The organism is Pseudorhodoferax soli (assembly GCF_003337555.1).
Lineage (GTDB): Bacteria > Pseudomonadota > Gammaproteobacteria > Burkholderiales > Burkholderiaceae_C > Pseudorhodoferax > Pseudorhodoferax soli.
The window spans coordinates 498,724-514,283 of sequence record NZ_QPJK01000001.1 but is presented as its reverse complement, the minus strand read 5'-3'; the positions used below and the strand labels follow the sequence as shown (position 1 = coordinate 514,283).

Below are 15,560 nucleotides of genomic sequence, written 5' to 3'. Positions count from 1 at the left end.
TTGCTGTGCCCAGGCCCTGATAAGTTCTGCGCTCCGGCCTGACAGGCCCCGTATTTCAGGGATAGAACTTATGCGCAACCACGTGCGCGGCAGCGGCCTTGCTGGCATCACCAACCTTGCCTTGCAGGCGCGCGTCCGCGAGGGCCTGGCCCCTGGCTTCGAACCCATCAGCTACCTGGAGCGGCTGCGCCGCCTGCTGGATGCGATGCACTCCTCGCGCCGCAACGCGCGCGAATCCGAGCTGCGCGACTCGGCCTTCCCCGACCCGGTCGGCCGCTTCAACATGATCAGCGGCTTTCGCTATGCGCTGGTGCCGCCTGCGCTGGTCGGCTCCAAGTCCTGGCATCTGTCGTTGAACGTGAGCTTCGACGGCGGCTGGGAGCCCTACATGCGGGTCATCTACCGCGACATCGGCCCCCTGCTGGACGCGCTGCTGTGCCACTGCGAGGGCTACCCCGGTTCGCGCACCAGCGATTTCGACACCTACTGCCGCTGGGTGCGCAGCGCCGAGCAGGATGCCGGCATCTTCTACACCGACGGCCCGGCCACCCTGTCCGACCAGCGCTACCTGGCCAGCGTGGAGCGCCTGCAGCGCGAAAGCGGAGACCCGGCGCAGGCCGACCGGGCCATCGCCGCCCATGCCGAACCCGACGCACTGAGCGCCACGCGCCAGGGCCTGGAGCGCATGCTCGGCGACCTGGAAGGGTTTCTGCCGCTGCACCTGCGCACGCTCAAGGGCCTGTACCGCCTGACCGGCTGGTGGGCCGGCGCCGATGGCGACATCCTGCTGCGCTTTGCCCACCTCGCGCTCAAGGGGCTGCAATCCACGCTGGCGACAGAGGCCTTCAACCAGCACCCCCAGGTGCCGCTCATCAAGAAGCTGTTCGCCGACGAACTGGCCTGGCTGGCCCGCCCGCTGCCCGAGCCGGTGCCGGCCGACCGGCTGGCCTGGAACCCGGACGCGCTGCAGGCCGCCGTGCTGGGCCAGGGCCTGCGCGCCACGCATGGCGCGCTGGTGCTGCTGCGCGTGACCGATCCGCAGCGTGCCGCCGAGCACCTGGCCACGCTGGCGCCGCGCTGCGCCGCGCCGGCGGCGGCCGAGGGCGAGGTGCGCCTGCACATCGGCTTCACGATGGCCGGCCTGCGCGCGCTGCACATCGACCCCGAGCGGCTGGACCGCCTGCCGGCCGAATTCGCCGAAGGCATGGAGCCGCGCGCCGGCCTGCTGGGCGACCTGCGTGGCAACCACCCCGACCACTGGCACCGCCCGCTGCGCCATGGCGTGGACCCGGCGCGCGAGGACCGCATCGAACTCGGCGTGGTGCACGTGGCAATCATGATGCGCACCATCGACACCGCGGACGAAGGCCACGGCCTGCACCCCCTGATCCAGGGTGCGGTGCGGGTGCTGGGGCAGGGCACGGGCCTGGCGGTGCTGGCCGTGGAACCCACGCGCAGCCGGACCACCGCCCCCGACGGCCGCGAGCATTTCGGCTTCGTCGACGGCATCAGCCAGCCCATGGTCGCGCCCGAACTCACGCCCGATCCGGCACCCGACACGTCGCCTTATCCGCGCCAGCACCAGGTGCGCCCCGGCGAACTGGTGCTCGGTTTCGCCAACGACCGCGGCGACGGCCCGTACCCGGCCGAGGCCGACGGCCTGCTCGACCGCGGCAGCTTCCTCGTCGTGCGCAAGCTGCGCCAGCGGCTGGACCACCTCCACGCCGCGCTGGAAGACTACGCCGAGGGCGATGCGCAGCGCCGCACCGAGCTGCTCGAGCGCATGATGGGCCGCCGCCAGGACGGCAAGCCGCTGGTGGCGAGCGGCCCGGGCGGCGACAACGACTTCCGCTACCGCGGCGCCGACCAGGCGCAATGCCCGTTCTCCTCGCACGTGCGGCGTGCCAACCCGCGCGACGGCCAGCCCGGCCTGCCGCGCATCCTGCGCCGTGGCATGGGCTACGGGCCGGCCTCGCTGGAGGCACCGCCCGAGGCCGACCGCGGCATCCTCTTCATGGCCTACTGCGCCAGCATCGCCGAGCAGTACGAGACCGTGCAGCGCTGGCTGGCCGGCGGCAACAGCTCCGGCGTGGGCTCGACCCAGTCCGACCCTTTGCTGGGCGTGCCGCGCGCGGGCCAGCCGCGCGTGTTCCGCTGGGTGGATGACTGCGGCGCACCGCAGCGCGCCGACCTGGGCGACAAGGCCTTAGTCGAACTGCAGTGGGGCCTGTACCTGTTCGTGCCCGCGCTGGCGGCACTGGAGCGGCTGTCCGACTTCCGCAGCGCACCCGAGCCCGTGCTGGCGCCGGCGCCCGTGCCGTCCAGCGCGCTCGACGCGTGGCGCAACCGGCTCGAGGACCGCGACAACGGCCGCGCCACCTGGCGCGCCGTGCGCGAGCAGCATGGCGGCGAGCAGCACGCCGAGCCCTATGGGCGCCTGCTCGGCACGGCCGGCAAGGTCTTCCCGGCGCTGGCCGATGCGCCGTGCAAGCACTTCTCGGTGCAGGGCTTCGGCGAACGCATGGAGGCCTCGCTCGGCGTGAACCACCTGGGCATGGACCCGGCAGACGGCCACAAGGAGGTCGGCCCCGTGGTGAACGCGGCGGTCGCCAGCATCGGCGAAGCCCAGGCCTTCGCCGCCGCCAGCGCTGTGGCGCAGGCCGTGCTGGCCGAGACCGTGCGTGCCTCCAGCGGGGCCTTCGCGCTGCGCCACCCCGACGGCCGCGTGCGCGTGGCGATCGACCTCATGGGCTTCTCCGAGCAGGTGGTCGGCGCCTTGTCCAAGCTCTGGTTCGGGTTGCCCGATGGCCAGAACATGGTCGTCGGCGGGCGCAGTCCCACGCCCGACCCGCAGGGCAAGCCGCGTTGCCCCGGGCACATCATCGGCCCCTCGCGCATGGTCTTCGGCGCCCATCCGCAGGTGCATGTCACTGCCGAGGGCGAACTGCACGGGCCCATGGTGCTGCAGGCGGTCAAGGACCAACTGGCCGGCGGCGCCTCGCCCGGGCTGGTGGCGGCCTTGCGTCCCGGGCTGGCCGCGCTCGGCCAGGCGCATGGCCCGGACCTGCTGGAGCGCGAGATCACCGGGCTGCTGCTGGGCTTCGCACCCACGGTCCACGGCAATTTCCTGACGGTCATGAAGAACTGGATCGAGGATGGCCGGCTGTGGTCGCTGCAGCAGGACCTGGCCGAGCGCACGCTGGCCGAGGAGGGGCCGCTGGCCACGGCGCGTGCCGCACTGTGGCGGCCCATGCTGGACACCATGCAGGCCGAGCCGGTGCCGCCCATGGTCTGGCGCCGCCCCGTGGTGGACGGCCAACCCGACCCCGACGCCACCGTGGTGCTGGGCCTGGCCTCGGCCATCGAAAGCCTGCCACCTGGAGAGCAGGCCCGCCGCGACGCACTGCTGTTCGGCGGCGACTACTTTGCGCCTGGCACCGACCGCTGGGGCCTGCACGCCTGCCCGGGCTCGCGCATGGGCGTGGGTGTGATGCTGGCCATGGCTGCTGCGCTGCTGCAAGCGGGCACCTTGCGGCCGACGGGTTCGCCAGTGCTGCTGATCCTGACGCCCAAGGTGGCGGTGCCCGCGACCGCCTGACCGGGCAGGCGCCGGGCCCGCTCAGGCGCGGGCCGGTGCAGCGCGAACACGGCCTGGCGCACGCCCACCCTGCGCCCGCGCCCGCATGGGCTCCGGCTGGCGCCGCCAGCGGCGCGATTCAGAGCTGCGCGCGCAGCCGCTGCGCCTGTTCCAGGTGCCAGGCCATGTCCATGGTGTCGAACGCCGCCTCGGCCTCGGCCAGCAGCGCGCCTGCGCGGGTGCCGTCGCCGCTGGCGGCCGCCAGTTCGGCCTCGGCCAGCTGCGTCACCGCCCGCTCGTGCGCCGCGCCGCGCGCCTGTGCCACGCGGTGGGCGAAGGCCAGCTGGCGCTGTGCGGCGGCGTGCTGGCCGCTCGCATGGGCTGCGCGCGCCATCGCGCGCGCCGCCATGGCCAGTCCGATGCGGTCTTCGCGGCGGCCGCGCTGCAGGGCCAGGAAGGCGTGCCGGCGCGCCTCGTCAGGCCGCCCCAGGGCCAGCAGGCTTTCTGCCAGCCAGCCGTGGTTGAGCGAGCGGAACAGGCCGCTGTCGCGCGGCAGCACCCAGTCGGTGACGGCCACCAGGCCTTCGATGGCCGCAGGGTCGCGCCGCAGCATCCAGTCGGCATAGCCGCCGATGGCACGTGCCACCGACAGCTGCCACAGCGAGCGCGTCGCCTCGGCGATGCGGGCGGATGTGGCGGCGGCCTGGTGCGCGGCCTCCCAGCGGCCCTGCCACAGCAGCACGGCCGCGCGCCAGCCTTCGATGCTGGTGCCGATCTGGTGGGTGATCCCGACGATGCATTCCTGCGCCTGGTCGAAGCATGCGGCTGCGGCGCCGAAGCGCCCCTGGTCACCCAGCACCACGCCGCGGCAGACCAGCGAGTAGGCCAGGCCCACATTGGTCCGCCGGCCGCTGCGGTGGCTGCGCTTGACCTCGATGGCGCGGTCCAGCAGCTGGGCGGCCCGCTCGTAGCGCCCGGCCGCGGTATGGGCCTCGCCGAGCGAGGCCACGACCTGCGTGGCGAGCGGCGCGTCGGAGGCGGCCTCGGCTTCGCGCAAAGCCTGCTCGCCGTGGCGGATGGCCTGGCGCGGATCGCCCAGCGCATAGTGCACACAGCCCAGCCAGTGGCGTGCGCGCGCCACGCGCCCGAGGTCGCCATGGCGCTGGGCCAGCTCCACGGCCCGCTCGGCCAGCGCGATCTGGCCGCGCTCGGGCTCGAACATGCAAACCATGGCCAGCCTCTCGACGATGTCGACCCAGCGCAGCGCGCGTTCGCCTGTCAGCTCGCCCCGTTCCAAGGCCGACAGCGCAGCGTGGAAGTGTGCGCGGGCGCGGTCCAGCGCCGAGACGGCCAGCGCGCGGTCGCCGGCCAGCTCGGCGTAGTGCGCCTCCAGGGCCGGGTCGCCACCTGCACCGAAGTGCAGGGCCAGGGCCTCGGCATCCTCCTGGGCGCCGGCCTGGGCCTGCTGCATGAGCGCCACGGCGATGCGCAGGTGCAGCCACTGGCGCTGCAGCAGGCCGACCGAGGCGTACACGACGTCGCGCGTGACACCGTGCTTGAAGCGCAGCGTGCCGGCATGCTCGCCCGGGAACAGGAAGTCCTGCTCGGCCAATTCGCGCAGCAGCGGGCCGTCCGGTCCATGGCCGGTGATGCGTGCCAGCAGCCAGGCCGGCACGGTGTTGCCGATCACGGCCGCGGTGCGCAGCATGTCCACCAGCGGCGCGGCCAGGCCTTGCACGCGCGACTCGATGAGCTGGTTGATCCAGCCGGCCGGGCTGGGCGGGGGCGCCAGCCGGCCGCTGTCGCCATGCGCGGCGGAATGGCACAGCTCCTCGATGAACAACGGGTTGCCACCGGCGCGGGCGCAGATCTGCGCCACCACGAAGGGGTCGGCGCCGGGCAGGTAGGCGGCCACGGCTTCGGCGGCCGTGGCCTGCACCAGCGGCGCCAGCGTGACGGTGTCGAAGCCGGGGGCGGCCGGCGCGGCGGCGCTGCCGACCACGCGCCGGGTCAGCACCACCAGCAGGCGCAATCCGGCCTCGCGCTGGATGCCGGCCAGCACCTGGTGCGAGGCATCGTCGGCCCACTGCCAGTCGTCGATGAACAGCACCAGCGGCTGCTCGGCCGCCAGCCGCTGGAAGGCGGCCGCGAAGGCGTGCGGGCGCGCCGGCAGCTCGGCCGTGCCGAGCGATTGCATCATCTGGCGGAACGGCTGCAGCGGCGCCGCGCCCAGGCCGCTGTCACAGCTGCCGCGCAGCACACGGCAGTCGCGTTGGTGGGCATGGTGCAGGAATTCCTCGACCAGCCGCGTCTTGCCGATGCCGGGCGGCCCGGCCACCTCGACGCCGGCCGGCGCGCCGGCGAAGGCCGCGTCGAGCGCGTGCGCCAGCCGCTCGAACTCGGCCTGCCGGCCCACCAGCGGCGCCTGCTTGCGGCTGCGTGCCTGCACGCCGGCCAGGGTCTCGGCCTGGCTGCCGATGCGGTAGACCAGGATCGGCGCGTCGCGCCCCTTGACCATGAGCATGCTGGGCGCGCCGGCCCCGAAGAAGCGGCGCGCTGGCCCCAGCGTCTCGTCGCTGACCACGATCTCGTGCGGGCCGGCGGCGTCGGACAGCCGGGCAGCGATGTTGGGCACCGTGCCCATGAGCTCGAAGCGGCCCCGCTCGATGTCGCCATCGCCGATCAGCACCAGGCCGGCGTGGATGCCGGTGTGCAGCTGCAGCATGAATCCCGCTGGCAGCTGTGGCGCCAGCCTGCCGACGGCCCGGTGCAGCGCCAGGGCGGCCTCGACCGCGCGGCGCCCGGCTTCCTCGTGCGGCACCGGGTGGCCGAACATGGCCAGCAGGCCGTCGCCCTGCACGCGCACGATGGTGCCGCCCCAGCGCGGCACGGTTTCCTGGTAGGCGATGCGCAGCATGGACAGCAGCGTGGCGTACTGCTCGGCCTCCATGGCGCCGGCCAGTTCCGTCGAGCGCGACAGATCGGAGAACAGCAGCGTGACGTAGTGGCGCCGCTGCACCACGGCCAGATCCGTGGGGAGGGCAGGGGCGGGCGGCAGCGTTTCGATCATGGGGCGGCGCTGCGGCGTTGCAGCGCATCAGGCATGTCGGCGTAGTGTTGTCGTTGAACCACACAGAATGGTACAGGGCAGCGTGGTCGCGTGCTGTCCCGCTGCGCGCGGTCGCGCATCTGCAACACGTTCAGGCCTCGCCGCGCCGGATGGCGTCGGCGCGCAGCGCGATCGCACCGCGCTCCGCATCGGACAGCCGCGCCAGGTTCTGCACCTGCGCGCGCAGGCGCGGGTGCTCCGCGAAGCGCTGCGCGTGGCGCGCCAGGAAGTCCCAGTACAGCGTGGTGAACGGGCAGGCGTTCTCGCCCGTTCGCTCGGCGGGCCGGAAGCGGCAGTGCCGGCAGTGGTCGCTCATGCGTGCGATGTACTGCCCGCTGGCCACGTAGGGCTTGCTGCCCAGCAGGCCGCCGTCCGCGAACTGGCTCATGCCCAGCGTGTTGGGCAGTTCCACCCATTCGACGGCGTCCACGTAGACCGCCAGGTACCAGGCATGGACCTGCACCGGTTCCACCCCCAGCAGCAACGCGTACAGGCCGGTGACCATCAGCCGCTGGATGTGGTGGGCGTAGCCCAGGTCCAGCGTCTGGGCGATGGTGTCGCGCAGGCATTCGCGGTCGGTCTGGCCGGTCCAGTACCAGGGCGGCAGGTCGGCGTGCGCGTCCAGCGCATTGCGCGCCAGGTAGCCGGGCATCTCGCGCCAGTAGATGCCGCGCACGTACTCGCGCCACCCCAGGATCTGGCGGATGAAGCCCTCCGCGCAGGCGATCGGCACCTGGCCTGCCCGGTACGCCGCTTCGGCCCGCGCGATCACCTCGCGTGGGTCCAGCAGCTTGAGGTTCAGTGCCGCGCTGAGCTGCGCGTGGTAGAGCCAGGGCTCGCCGCCCCACATGGCGTCCTGCCAGTGGCCGAAGAGCGGGAGCCGTTCGGCGACGAAGGTGTCGAGCGCCTGCAGGGCCTCGCTGCGTGTGACCGGCCAGGCGAAGGCGTCGAGCCGGCCCGGGCGCTCGGCGAAGTGCTTGCGCACGAGCGCGATCACCTGCTGCGTGGTGGCATCGGGCGGGAAGGCTGCGGGCTGCGGCAGGAAGCCCGGGCCATCGCGGCCGAATGCGCCGCGGTTGTCGGTGTCGAAGTTCCACGCGCCGCCGGCCGGGGCGTCGCCGTCCATGAGCACGCGGTGGCGCTTGCGCATGGCGCGGTAGAAGTGCTCCATGACCAGTTGGGGCCGGCTTTCGGCGTACCGGGCGAAGGCGGCAGGCGTGCACAGGAAATGCCGGTCTTCGCGCTCGTCCAGCGCCACGCCCGCATGTGCGGCGACGGCGCGCAAGGCCTCTTGCACGCGCCACTCGCCGGGCTGCACCAGCACCAGGGCGGCCGGTCGCATCCGGGCCAGCGCCGCGGCCAGTTCGGCGGCCAGCGTGCCCCGGTTGTCCGCGTCGTCCAGCAGCCGGTAGTCCACCTGCAGGCCCTCACCGCGCAGCGCCTCGGCGAAGTGGCGCATGGCCGCCAGGAAGATGGCGATGCGCGGCTGTGTGCTCCAGACCTGGGTGGACTCTTCGATCGCTTCGGCCATCCACACCCGGTCCTGCGCGGGATCGAAGCCGTCGAAGGCGGCGGACTGCCGGTCGAGCTGGTCGCCCAGCACCACGACCAGGTGGCGCAAGCGGGAGGGGCAAGCGTCCGGCGCGTGGAGAAGCGTCATGGCCGGGATTCTGCAATGGCTGCATGACCGCGGGCACAATGCGGCGCCTCCGTACCCCGACCACCATGCACATCCTGCTCGTTGAAGACGACGAAGCCCTGGCCGTCTCGGTCGCCGGCGCGCTGCAGGCACAGGGCTGGCGCGTGGACGTGAGCGCGCGCGGCGAGCCCGTGCCCCGCTCGCTGGCGCAGGACGCCTACGACCTGCTGGTGCTGGACCTGGGCCTGCCCGGCATCGACGGCCTGGAGACGCTGCGCCGCGTGCGCGAGAGCGGCTGGCTGCAGCCGGTGCTGGTGCTGACCGCGCGCGACAGCGTGGAGGACCGCGTCGCCGGCCTGGAATCCGGTGCCGACGACTACATGTGCAAGCCCTTCGCGCCCGCCGAACTGGTGGCCCGGCTGCGCGCGCTGGTGCGCCGGCACGAGAACCGGCGTGAAGGCCGGCTGGCGCTGGCAGCGCTGCGCTTCGACCTGCAGGGCATGCGTGCCACCATCGGCGAGCAGGCCTTGCCGCTGAGTGCGCGCGAGTCCACGCTGCTGCAGTACCTGATGACGCGCGCTGGCCAGATCGTCGCGCGCGAGCAGCTCATGGCCCTGGTGCCGGGCTGGGCCGCGGCCACCTCCGACAACGCGCTGGAACTGCAGGTCTCGCGCCTGCGCGCCAAGATCGAGCCGGGTGGCGTGCGCCTGCGCACCGTGCGCGGCCTGGGCTACCTGCTCGAAGCCGCGGACGCCGATGGCGTCTGAACGCCCGGCGCCCAGCCTGCGCCGGGCGCTGCTGGCCTGGCTGGTGCTGCCGCTCATCGTCCTCGTGCCGCTGGCCACGGCCTTGCTGTACCTGCTGGCCGTGCAGCCGGCCATGGACAGCCTGGACCGCGCGCTGACCGACACCGCGGTGGCGCTGGCGCAGATCCTGGACGAGCGCGCAGGCCAGGCCGTGCTGCCCCTCAGCGCCCAGACCGCCCACGCACTGCGCGCCGACCTCGTGGACGAGGTGGTGTTCGCGGTCGGCGATGCGCAGGGGCGCCTGCTGGGCGGCGAGCGCGCGCTGCTGGCGCAGGATCCGCGCCTGGCACGCGGCGACTGGCGCTTCTTCGACGGCCAGCTGCGCGGCCGGGCGATGCGCATGGTCGCCCATGGCGCGTCCTGCGGTGCGCAGACCTGCCCCATCCTCGTGGCCGAGTCGCTGGGCAAGCGCGATGCCGCGGCGCGCGCCGTGGTGCTGGCCGCGGCCGGCGTCAGCCTGCTGCTGGCGCTGTGCCTCGCGCTGCTGGCCCGTGTCGCGGTGGGGCGTGGCCTGCGGCCGCTGCAGCAGGCATCGCAGGAACTGGAGCGGCGCTCGCTGCAGCAGCTGGAGCCGCTGCCGCTGCAGCAGCTGCCGCGCGAGGTGGCCTTCTTCGGTGCCGCGCTCAACGAACTGTTCGGCCGGCTGCGCCAGGCGGTTGGCGCGCAGCGCAGCTTCCTGGACGATGCCTCGCACCAGCTGCGCACGCCGCTGGCCGTGCTGCTGTCCGAATCGGCGCAGGCGCTGGAACAGCCGCACCCGCCCGAGCTGCATGCGCGGCTGCAGCGCCTGCACGCCGCGGCCGAACGCAGCGCCCACCTGTCGCACCAATTGCTGACGCTGGCGCGCGCAGAGGGCGCGGCGCTGGAGCGGCGCGGCAGCGCGTGCATCGACCTCGTCCAGCTCGTCACCGAGGCCGCCGCCGACTGGGTGCGGCCGGCCCTGGCCGCGGGGCAGGATCTCGGCTTCGACCTGCAGCCGGCCGCGACCCAGGGCGAGGCCTGGCTGCTGCGCGAGCTCTTGTCCAACCTGCTGCACAACGCCCAGCAACATGCCGGCCGCGGCGCGCAGGTCACGGTGCGCACCCGCACCGAGGGCGGCCAGGCCGTGCTGGAAGTGGAGGACGACGGCCCCGGCATCGACCCGGCCGACCGTGCCCGCGCCTGGGACCGCTTCCACCGCGGCAGCATGGCCAGCGGCCCCGGCACCGGGCTGGGCCTGCCCATCGTGCAGCACATCGCGCAGCTGCACGAAGGCCACGCTGAACTGCTCGCCGGGCCGTCCGCACGCGGCCTGTGCGTGCGGGTGCGCCTGCCGCGCGCGGTGCGCTGACAGGCCCGCGCGCGAAGCTGTCACAAAGCTGTCGTACGTGGTACCCGATGGTGCGCCGCACCGGTGTGCCGCCAAGAATTCCGCCACGGCCAGCGGGTTCCTGCCTGCGCGGCCCACAGGCGCCAGCGCAGCCGTTCTGCGGCCGCACGGGCGTGGAGACAAACCCATCGGAAGTTCATGATGATCGACCGCAATCTCGCGAGGGGCCTGTTCCTGGCCCTCATCGCCCTGGTATTCGGCGGCTTCTCGCTGCAATACCAGACCGGCTCCCTGAGCCACGCCGGGCCCGGCCTGTTTCCGCTGATCGTCAGCGGCATCCTGTTGGCGATCGCGCTGATGATCGTCGTGCGCTCGCGCTTCGTGGCCCGCGAGCCGCTGAACCTGAACCTCATGAACATCGGCCTGCTGCTGTTCTCGCTGTGCGTGTTCGCGTTCCTCTCGCTGTACGTGAACATGCTGGTCGCCATCGTGGCCATGGTGTTCATCTCGGGCAAGGCTGCCACCACCTACTCGGTGCCACGCAACATCAAGATCAGCATCGGCCTGATCCTCGTGGCCTTCGCGTTCCAGAAGCTGCTCGGCCTGTCCCTGCCGCTGATCTGAGGGAACTGCCATGGAAGTCATCCACAACCTCATGTTCGGCTTCGGCCACGCGCTGACGCTGAGCAACCTCATGTACTGCGCCCTCGGCTGCACCGTGGGCACCATGGTCGGCCTGCTGCCGGGCCTGGGGCCGCTGGCCACCATCAGCCTGTTGCTGCCGCTCACCTATTCGATGCCGCTGGACGGCTCGCTCATCATGCTGGCCGGCATCTACTACGGTGCGCAATACGGCGACAGCGTGAGTGCGATCACGATGAAGATCCCGCACGCCAGTTCCATCGTGGCCTGCATCGACGGCTACGCGATGACGCTCAAGGGCAAGACCGGGCTGGCGCTGTTCACGGCGGGCTTCTCCAGCTTCATCGGTGGCACCGTGTCGATCGTGGTGCTGGCGTTCCTGGCGCCCACGCTGAGCCAGGTGGCCTTCCTGTTCGGCCCGTCGGACTACTGCGCGCTGATGCTGGTGGGCTTCGTCTGCGTGAGCTTCGTCACCACCGGCAGCCTGCTCAATGGCCTGGCCATGTGCATGGTGGGTGTGCTGCTGGGCCAGATCGGCACCGACGTGAACAGCGGCGTGGCCCGCTTCACGATGGACATGCCATTTTTGGCCGACGGCATCGGCCTGGTCAGCATCGCGCTGGGCTGCTTCGGCATCGCCGAGATCACCAAGAACCTGGACGCCAAGGAAGAGCGCACGCCCTTCAATGGCGCCATCAAGCTGATCCCGACCTGGCCGGAGTTCAAACGCATCATCCCGAGCGCGCTGCGCGGCAGCGTGATCGGCTCGTTCCTGGGCATCCTGCCCGGCGGCGGCCCGGTGATCGCGCAGTTCGCGGCCTATGCGGTGGACAAGAAGGTCAGCAAGTACAAGCACGAGATCGGTGACGGCGCCATCGAAGGCGTGGCCGGCCAGGCCGCTGCCGACGAATCGGCCGCGCGCACCAGCTTCATCCCGCTGATGAGCATCGGCATCCCCGAGAACGCCGTCATGGCGCTGATGATGGGCGCCTTCATGATCAAGGGCGTCACGCCCGGCCCGAACCTGATCCCCGAGCACCCGGACCTGTTCTGGGGCCTGGTGGCCAGCATGTGGGTGGGCAACTGCTTCCTGCTGATCCTGAACGTCCCGCTGGTGCGCTGGTGGCTCACGCTGTTCAAGATCCCGTACAGCGTGCTGTTCCCGGCCATCCTGTTCTTTTGCTGCATCGGCTCGTTCAGCGTGAACAACAACGTCGACGACATCTTCGTCACCGCCGCCTTCGGTGCCATGGGCTACATGTTCATGCGGCTGGGGCTGGACGCCGCGCCGCTGATGCTGGGCTTCATCCTCGGCCCGATGCTGGAGGAGAACTTCCGCCGCGCCATGCTGCTGACGCGAGGCAGCTTCGTGGAGATGGCGCACCGGCCGATCGCCGGCACGCTGTTCGCGCTGGTAGGGTCGTTCATCGTGTGGCAGATGGGGCTGGCGGTGTGGAAGCTGCGCAAGGGGGGAGGGCAGCCGGCGGCGGTGGCCGTGGCGCAGCACTGAGCCTGCGCTGACCGCAAGGCCCGCGCGTTGTTTCGCGCGGGCCTTGTCGCGTGTGGGCCGGACGGTTCAGCGCCCCAGCACCCGCAGGGCCGCCAACACCACCGTCCCCAGCCCCAGCAGCACCGTGCAAACCTTCCAGAACAGCACGGGGTCGCGCTCCACGAGTGGCAGCGCGCGTGCCTGCAGCAGCGCGCCGCCCGGCCGGTGCAGGTCGTGCACGAACTCCGACACCGCCTCCTGCCGCCGCGCGGGCTCGGGCTGCAGCGCCTTCAGCAGCACCGCATCCAGCCAGGCCGGCAGTTCCGGCCGGTGGTGGCGCAGCGGCACGTAGCGCAGACGCTTGAGGTCGGCGGGCTGGCGCAGCTGCGTCACCTGCAGTCCGTACGGCAGCTGGCCGCTCAGCATCTGGTACGTCAGCACCGCCAGCGCGAACAGGTCGGCCGCGGCCGTGGGCTGGCCGCCGACGAAGTACTCGGGCGCGGTGTACTGCAGGGAGCCCACGATGCGCGTGGCCTGGTGCGCGGGTGCGGCCTCGGCCAGCCCGGCCACGTGGGCCGAGCCCAGGTCGATGATCTTCACGGTGCCGCTGCGGTCGACCATCACGTTCTCGGGCCGCAGGTCCTGGTGCAGCATCTCCTTGCCATGCAGGGCCTGCAAGCCCTTGGCCAGTTGCGCCACCAGGCCGCGCACGCTGTCCAGGTCCGGGCGGGGGTGGTCTGTCATCCACTGCGCAAGCGTCTGGCCCTCGACGTAGGCCATGGCCACGAACAGGTGTTCGCGCGCACGCTCGCTGGCCCAGGCCTGCAGCACATGCGGGCTGCGCACGCGCCGCGCCACCCATTCCTCGAGCAGGAAGCGGTCCAGCGCATCGGGGTCCTCGCGCAGTTCCACGGACGGCACCTTGAGCACGAGGTGCTGCCCGGTCTGGTGGTCCAGCGCCAGGAAGACCTGGCTGCGCGCGCTCGCATGGAGTTCACGCACCAGCGTGCAGCCCTCGAAGGCCATGCGCGGTGCCAGCGGCGGCGGCAGCCGCAACTGCGCGCGCTGCGCCTGCCAGGGCTGGGCCTCGTGCGGCGGCAGCGTGTCGATGCGCAGAAGCTGCACGGTGGCGTCATCGGTGCTGCCGCGTGCGCGTGCTGTCTCGGCCAAGGACCGCGCGGCCGCGTCGAAGTCATCGGGCCAGCGGGCCAGCGCGGCATGCACGGCGGCTGCGTCCAGGCGTTCGTAGGCGCCATCGCTGGCCAGCAGGTAGAGCGCGCCGGCTTCGGCCTCCAGGCAGTGGTGGTCGATCTCCACATGCGCCGTGGCACCCAGCGCGCGGCCCAGGTAGGAACGGTCCGCACCCAGGTGCACGCGGTGGTCCTCGGTCAGTTGCTCCAGCGCCTGCGCGTGCACGCGGTAGATGCGCGTGTCGCCCACGTGCAGCACATGCAGTTCGCGGCCCTTGAGCACCAGCGCGCTGAAGGTGCAGCAGTAGCCGCGGTCCTTGTCGAAGCGCGCATCGCCACGCTGGTTCTGCGCATGCAGCCAGGCATTCGTGGCGCCCAGCACGCGCTGCGCGGCGCGGCGCACGGACCAGGCCTCCGATGTGGCGTAGTAGTCGTCGAGGAAACCGCGCACGGCCGCCGCGCTGGCGACCTGGCTCACGGGGCTGGAGCCGATGCCGTCGGCCAGCGCGACGGCGATGCCCTTGAAGTACAGCGCCGAGCCCGTCGGGACGACGGCGCCGTGGAAGTCCTGGTTCAGTCCCTTGTCGCCGGCCAGCGAGTGCTGGCCGAGCGTGACCTCAAGCGGGGCGGCGCTTGGCACCGGTCTTGTAGTGCGTGGAGTACAGCGTGAGGCCGACGAAGGTCAGGCCGCCGACCAGGTTGCCCAGCACGGTGGGGATCTCGTTCCAGATCAGGTAGTCCATGAACGTGAACTTGCCGCCCAGCATCAGGCCGATGGGAAACAGGAACATGTTGACGATGCTGTGCTCGAAACCCATGTAGAAGAACACCATCACGGGCATCCACATGCCGATGGCCTTGCCCGACACGGAGGTCGACATGAAGGCCGCCACCACGCCCGTGGACACCATCCAGTTGCACAACACGCCGCGGATGAAGAGTGTCAGCATGCCGGCGGCGCCGTGGGCCGCATACCCCACCGTGCGGCCTTCGCCGATGTGGCCGATCTTCTCGCCGACGGCATTGGGCGCTTCGGAGAAACCGAAGGTGAAGATGATGGCCATGAACACGGCCACCGTGAAGGCGCCGGCGAAGTTGCCGCAGAACACCAGGCCCCAGTTGCGCAGCACGCCCTTCCAGGTGGCACCGGGGCGCTTGTCCAGCACCGCCAGCGGGGCCAGCGTGAACACACCCGTCAGCAGGTCGAAGCCCATCAGGTACAGCAGGATGAAGCCGACCGGGAAGAGCATGGCGCCGACCAGCGGGTTGCCGGTGTTGACCGTGACCGTGACGGCGAAGGCGGCGGCCAGCGCGAGGATGGCGCCGGCCATGTAGGAGCGGATCAGCGTGTCGCGGGTGGACATCAGCAGCTTGGATTCACCGGAGTCGACCATCTTGGTCACGAATTCGGTCGGGGCGAGGTAGGCCATGGCGTGTCTCTGTGGAGGGATGGAAAGTCAGTTCAGGGCGACGAGCACGTTGCCGTCTTCGATGCGCACGGCATGCACGGAGACGGAGTGCTCCGGCGCTTCCAGGCATTCGCCCGTGGCCAGGTCGAAGTGGTTCTTGTAGAGCGGCGAGGCGACGACGACGCGCTCGCCCAGGCTGCCGATCAGGCCGCGCGACAGCACGCTGGCGCCGGACTTCGGGTCGATGTTGTCGATGGCATGGAAGCGGTCGTCGCCGAGGCGGAACACCGCCACGTGGTGGCCCTGGACGAGCGCGCAGACGCCGGTGTGGGGCACGATGGCGTCTGCGGTGCAGACGGAGGTCCAGGTGTGGGTCTTGGCCAGCATGGT

Annotated in this window: 10 protein-coding genes; 5 read left to right on the top strand and 5 right to left on the bottom strand. The window is 71.7% G+C overall.

What is annotated here, in order from left to right; all coding sequences use genetic code 11:
* Positions 1–70 precede the first annotated feature (70 nt).
* A complete protein-coding gene (locus DES41_RS02280; protein WP_114465490.1) occupies positions 71–3,598 on the top strand; it encodes a Dyp-type peroxidase in 3,528 nt (1,175 codons plus the stop codon).
* Positions 3,599–3,716: 118 nt separating this feature from the next.
* Here DES41_RS02280 and DES41_RS02275 read toward each other — a convergent pair whose 3' ends face one another.
* Positions 3,717–6,647: an ATP-binding protein gene (locus DES41_RS02275; protein ID WP_114465489.1), complete on the bottom strand. Its 2,931-nt coding sequence runs from the start codon at positions 6,645–6,647 to the stop codon at positions 3,717–3,719.
* 130 nt (positions 6,648–6,777) lie between these two features.
* Positions 6,778–8,346 carry a cryptochrome/photolyase family protein gene (locus DES41_RS02270; protein ID WP_114465488.1) on the bottom strand — a complete coding sequence of 523 codons (1,569 nt, stop codon included), beginning with the start codon at positions 8,344–8,346 and terminating at the stop codon, positions 6,778–6,780.
* 65 nt (positions 8,347–8,411) lie between these two features.
* On the opposite strand from DES41_RS02270, the gene DES41_RS02265 reads away from it, so the two are divergent.
* The 4 genes from DES41_RS02265 to DES41_RS02250 all read left to right on the top strand — a co-directional run bounded on the left by DES41_RS02265 (position 8,412) and on the right by DES41_RS02250 (position 12,592).
* Positions 8,412–9,092 (top strand): response regulator, encoded by a 681-nt coding sequence (locus DES41_RS02265; protein WP_114465487.1) that lies wholly within the window; start codon positions 8,412–8,414, stop codon positions 9,090–9,092.
* Complete coding sequence (locus DES41_RS02260) at positions 9,082–10,461, top strand: sensor histidine kinase (protein ID WP_114465486.1); 1,380 nt, start codon at positions 9,082–9,084, stop codon at positions 10,459–10,461. The genes DES41_RS02265 and DES41_RS02260 overlap by 11 nt, the downstream gene beginning before the upstream one ends.
* Positions 10,462–10,641: 180 nt before the next feature.
* Positions 10,642–11,064, top strand: coding sequence for a tripartite tricarboxylate transporter TctB family protein (locus tag DES41_RS02255; RefSeq protein ID WP_114466791.1), 423 nt, complete (start codon positions 10,642–10,644; stop codon positions 11,062–11,064).
* A 10-nt stretch (positions 11,065–11,074) separates the two neighbouring features.
* Positions 11,075–12,592: a tripartite tricarboxylate transporter permease gene (locus tag DES41_RS02250; RefSeq protein ID WP_114465485.1), complete on the top strand. Its 1,518-nt coding sequence runs from the start codon at positions 11,075–11,077 to the stop codon at positions 12,590–12,592.
* A 66-nt stretch (positions 12,593–12,658) separates the two neighbouring features.
* Here DES41_RS02250 and DES41_RS02245 read toward each other — a convergent pair whose 3' ends face one another.
* From DES41_RS02245 to nirD, 3 genes are read right to left on the bottom strand one after another with little or no spacing between them, the layout of a single operon-like run.
* Positions 12,659–14,401, bottom strand: a complete 1,743-nt coding sequence (locus DES41_RS02245; protein ID WP_114465484.1) for a bifunctional protein-serine/threonine kinase/phosphatase — start codon at positions 14,399–14,401, stop codon at positions 12,659–12,661.
* A complete protein-coding gene (locus DES41_RS02240; RefSeq protein WP_114465483.1) occupies positions 14,379–15,191 on the bottom strand; it encodes a formate/nitrite transporter family protein in 813 nt (270 codons plus the stop codon). Before DES41_RS02240 ends, DES41_RS02245 begins: the two co-directional genes overlap by 23 nt.
* Before the next feature lie 27 nt (positions 15,192–15,218).
* Positions 15,219–15,557, bottom strand: a complete 339-nt coding sequence (gene nirD / locus DES41_RS02235; protein ID WP_114465482.1) for a nitrite reductase small subunit NirD — start codon at positions 15,555–15,557, stop codon at positions 15,219–15,221.
* Between the last annotated feature and the right edge of the window lie 3 nt (positions 15,558–15,560).

Coding starts and splice junctions, on each gene's coding strand:
- DES41_RS02265 (WP_114465487.1), top strand. CDS start 8,412: ATGCACATCCTGCTCGTTGAAGACGACGAAGCCCTGGCCGTCTCGGTC.
- DES41_RS02280 (WP_114465490.1), top strand. CDS start 71: ATGCGCAACCACGTGCGCGGCAGCGGCCTTGCTGGCATCACCAACCTT.
- DES41_RS02275 (WP_114465489.1), bottom strand. CDS start 6,647: ATGATCGAAACGCTGCCGCCCGCCCCTGCCCTCCCCACGGATCTGGCC.
- DES41_RS02250 (WP_114465485.1), top strand. CDS start 11,075: ATGGAAGTCATCCACAACCTCATGTTCGGCTTCGGCCACGCGCTGACG.
- DES41_RS02270 (WP_114465488.1), bottom strand. CDS start 8,346: ATGACGCTTCTCCACGCGCCGGACGCTTGCCCCTCCCGCTTGCGCCAC.
- DES41_RS02240 (WP_114465483.1), bottom strand. CDS start 15,191: ATGGCCTACCTCGCCCCGACCGAATTCGTGACCAAGATGGTCGACTCC.
- DES41_RS02255 (WP_114466791.1), top strand. CDS start 10,642: ATGATCGACCGCAATCTCGCGAGGGGCCTGTTCCTGGCCCTCATCGCC.
- nirD (WP_114465482.1), bottom strand. CDS start 15,557: ATGCTGGCCAAGACCCACACCTGGACCTCCGTCTGCACCGCAGACGCC.
- DES41_RS02260 (WP_114465486.1), top strand. CDS start 9,082: ATGGCGTCTGAACGCCCGGCGCCCAGCCTGCGCCGGGCGCTGCTGGCC.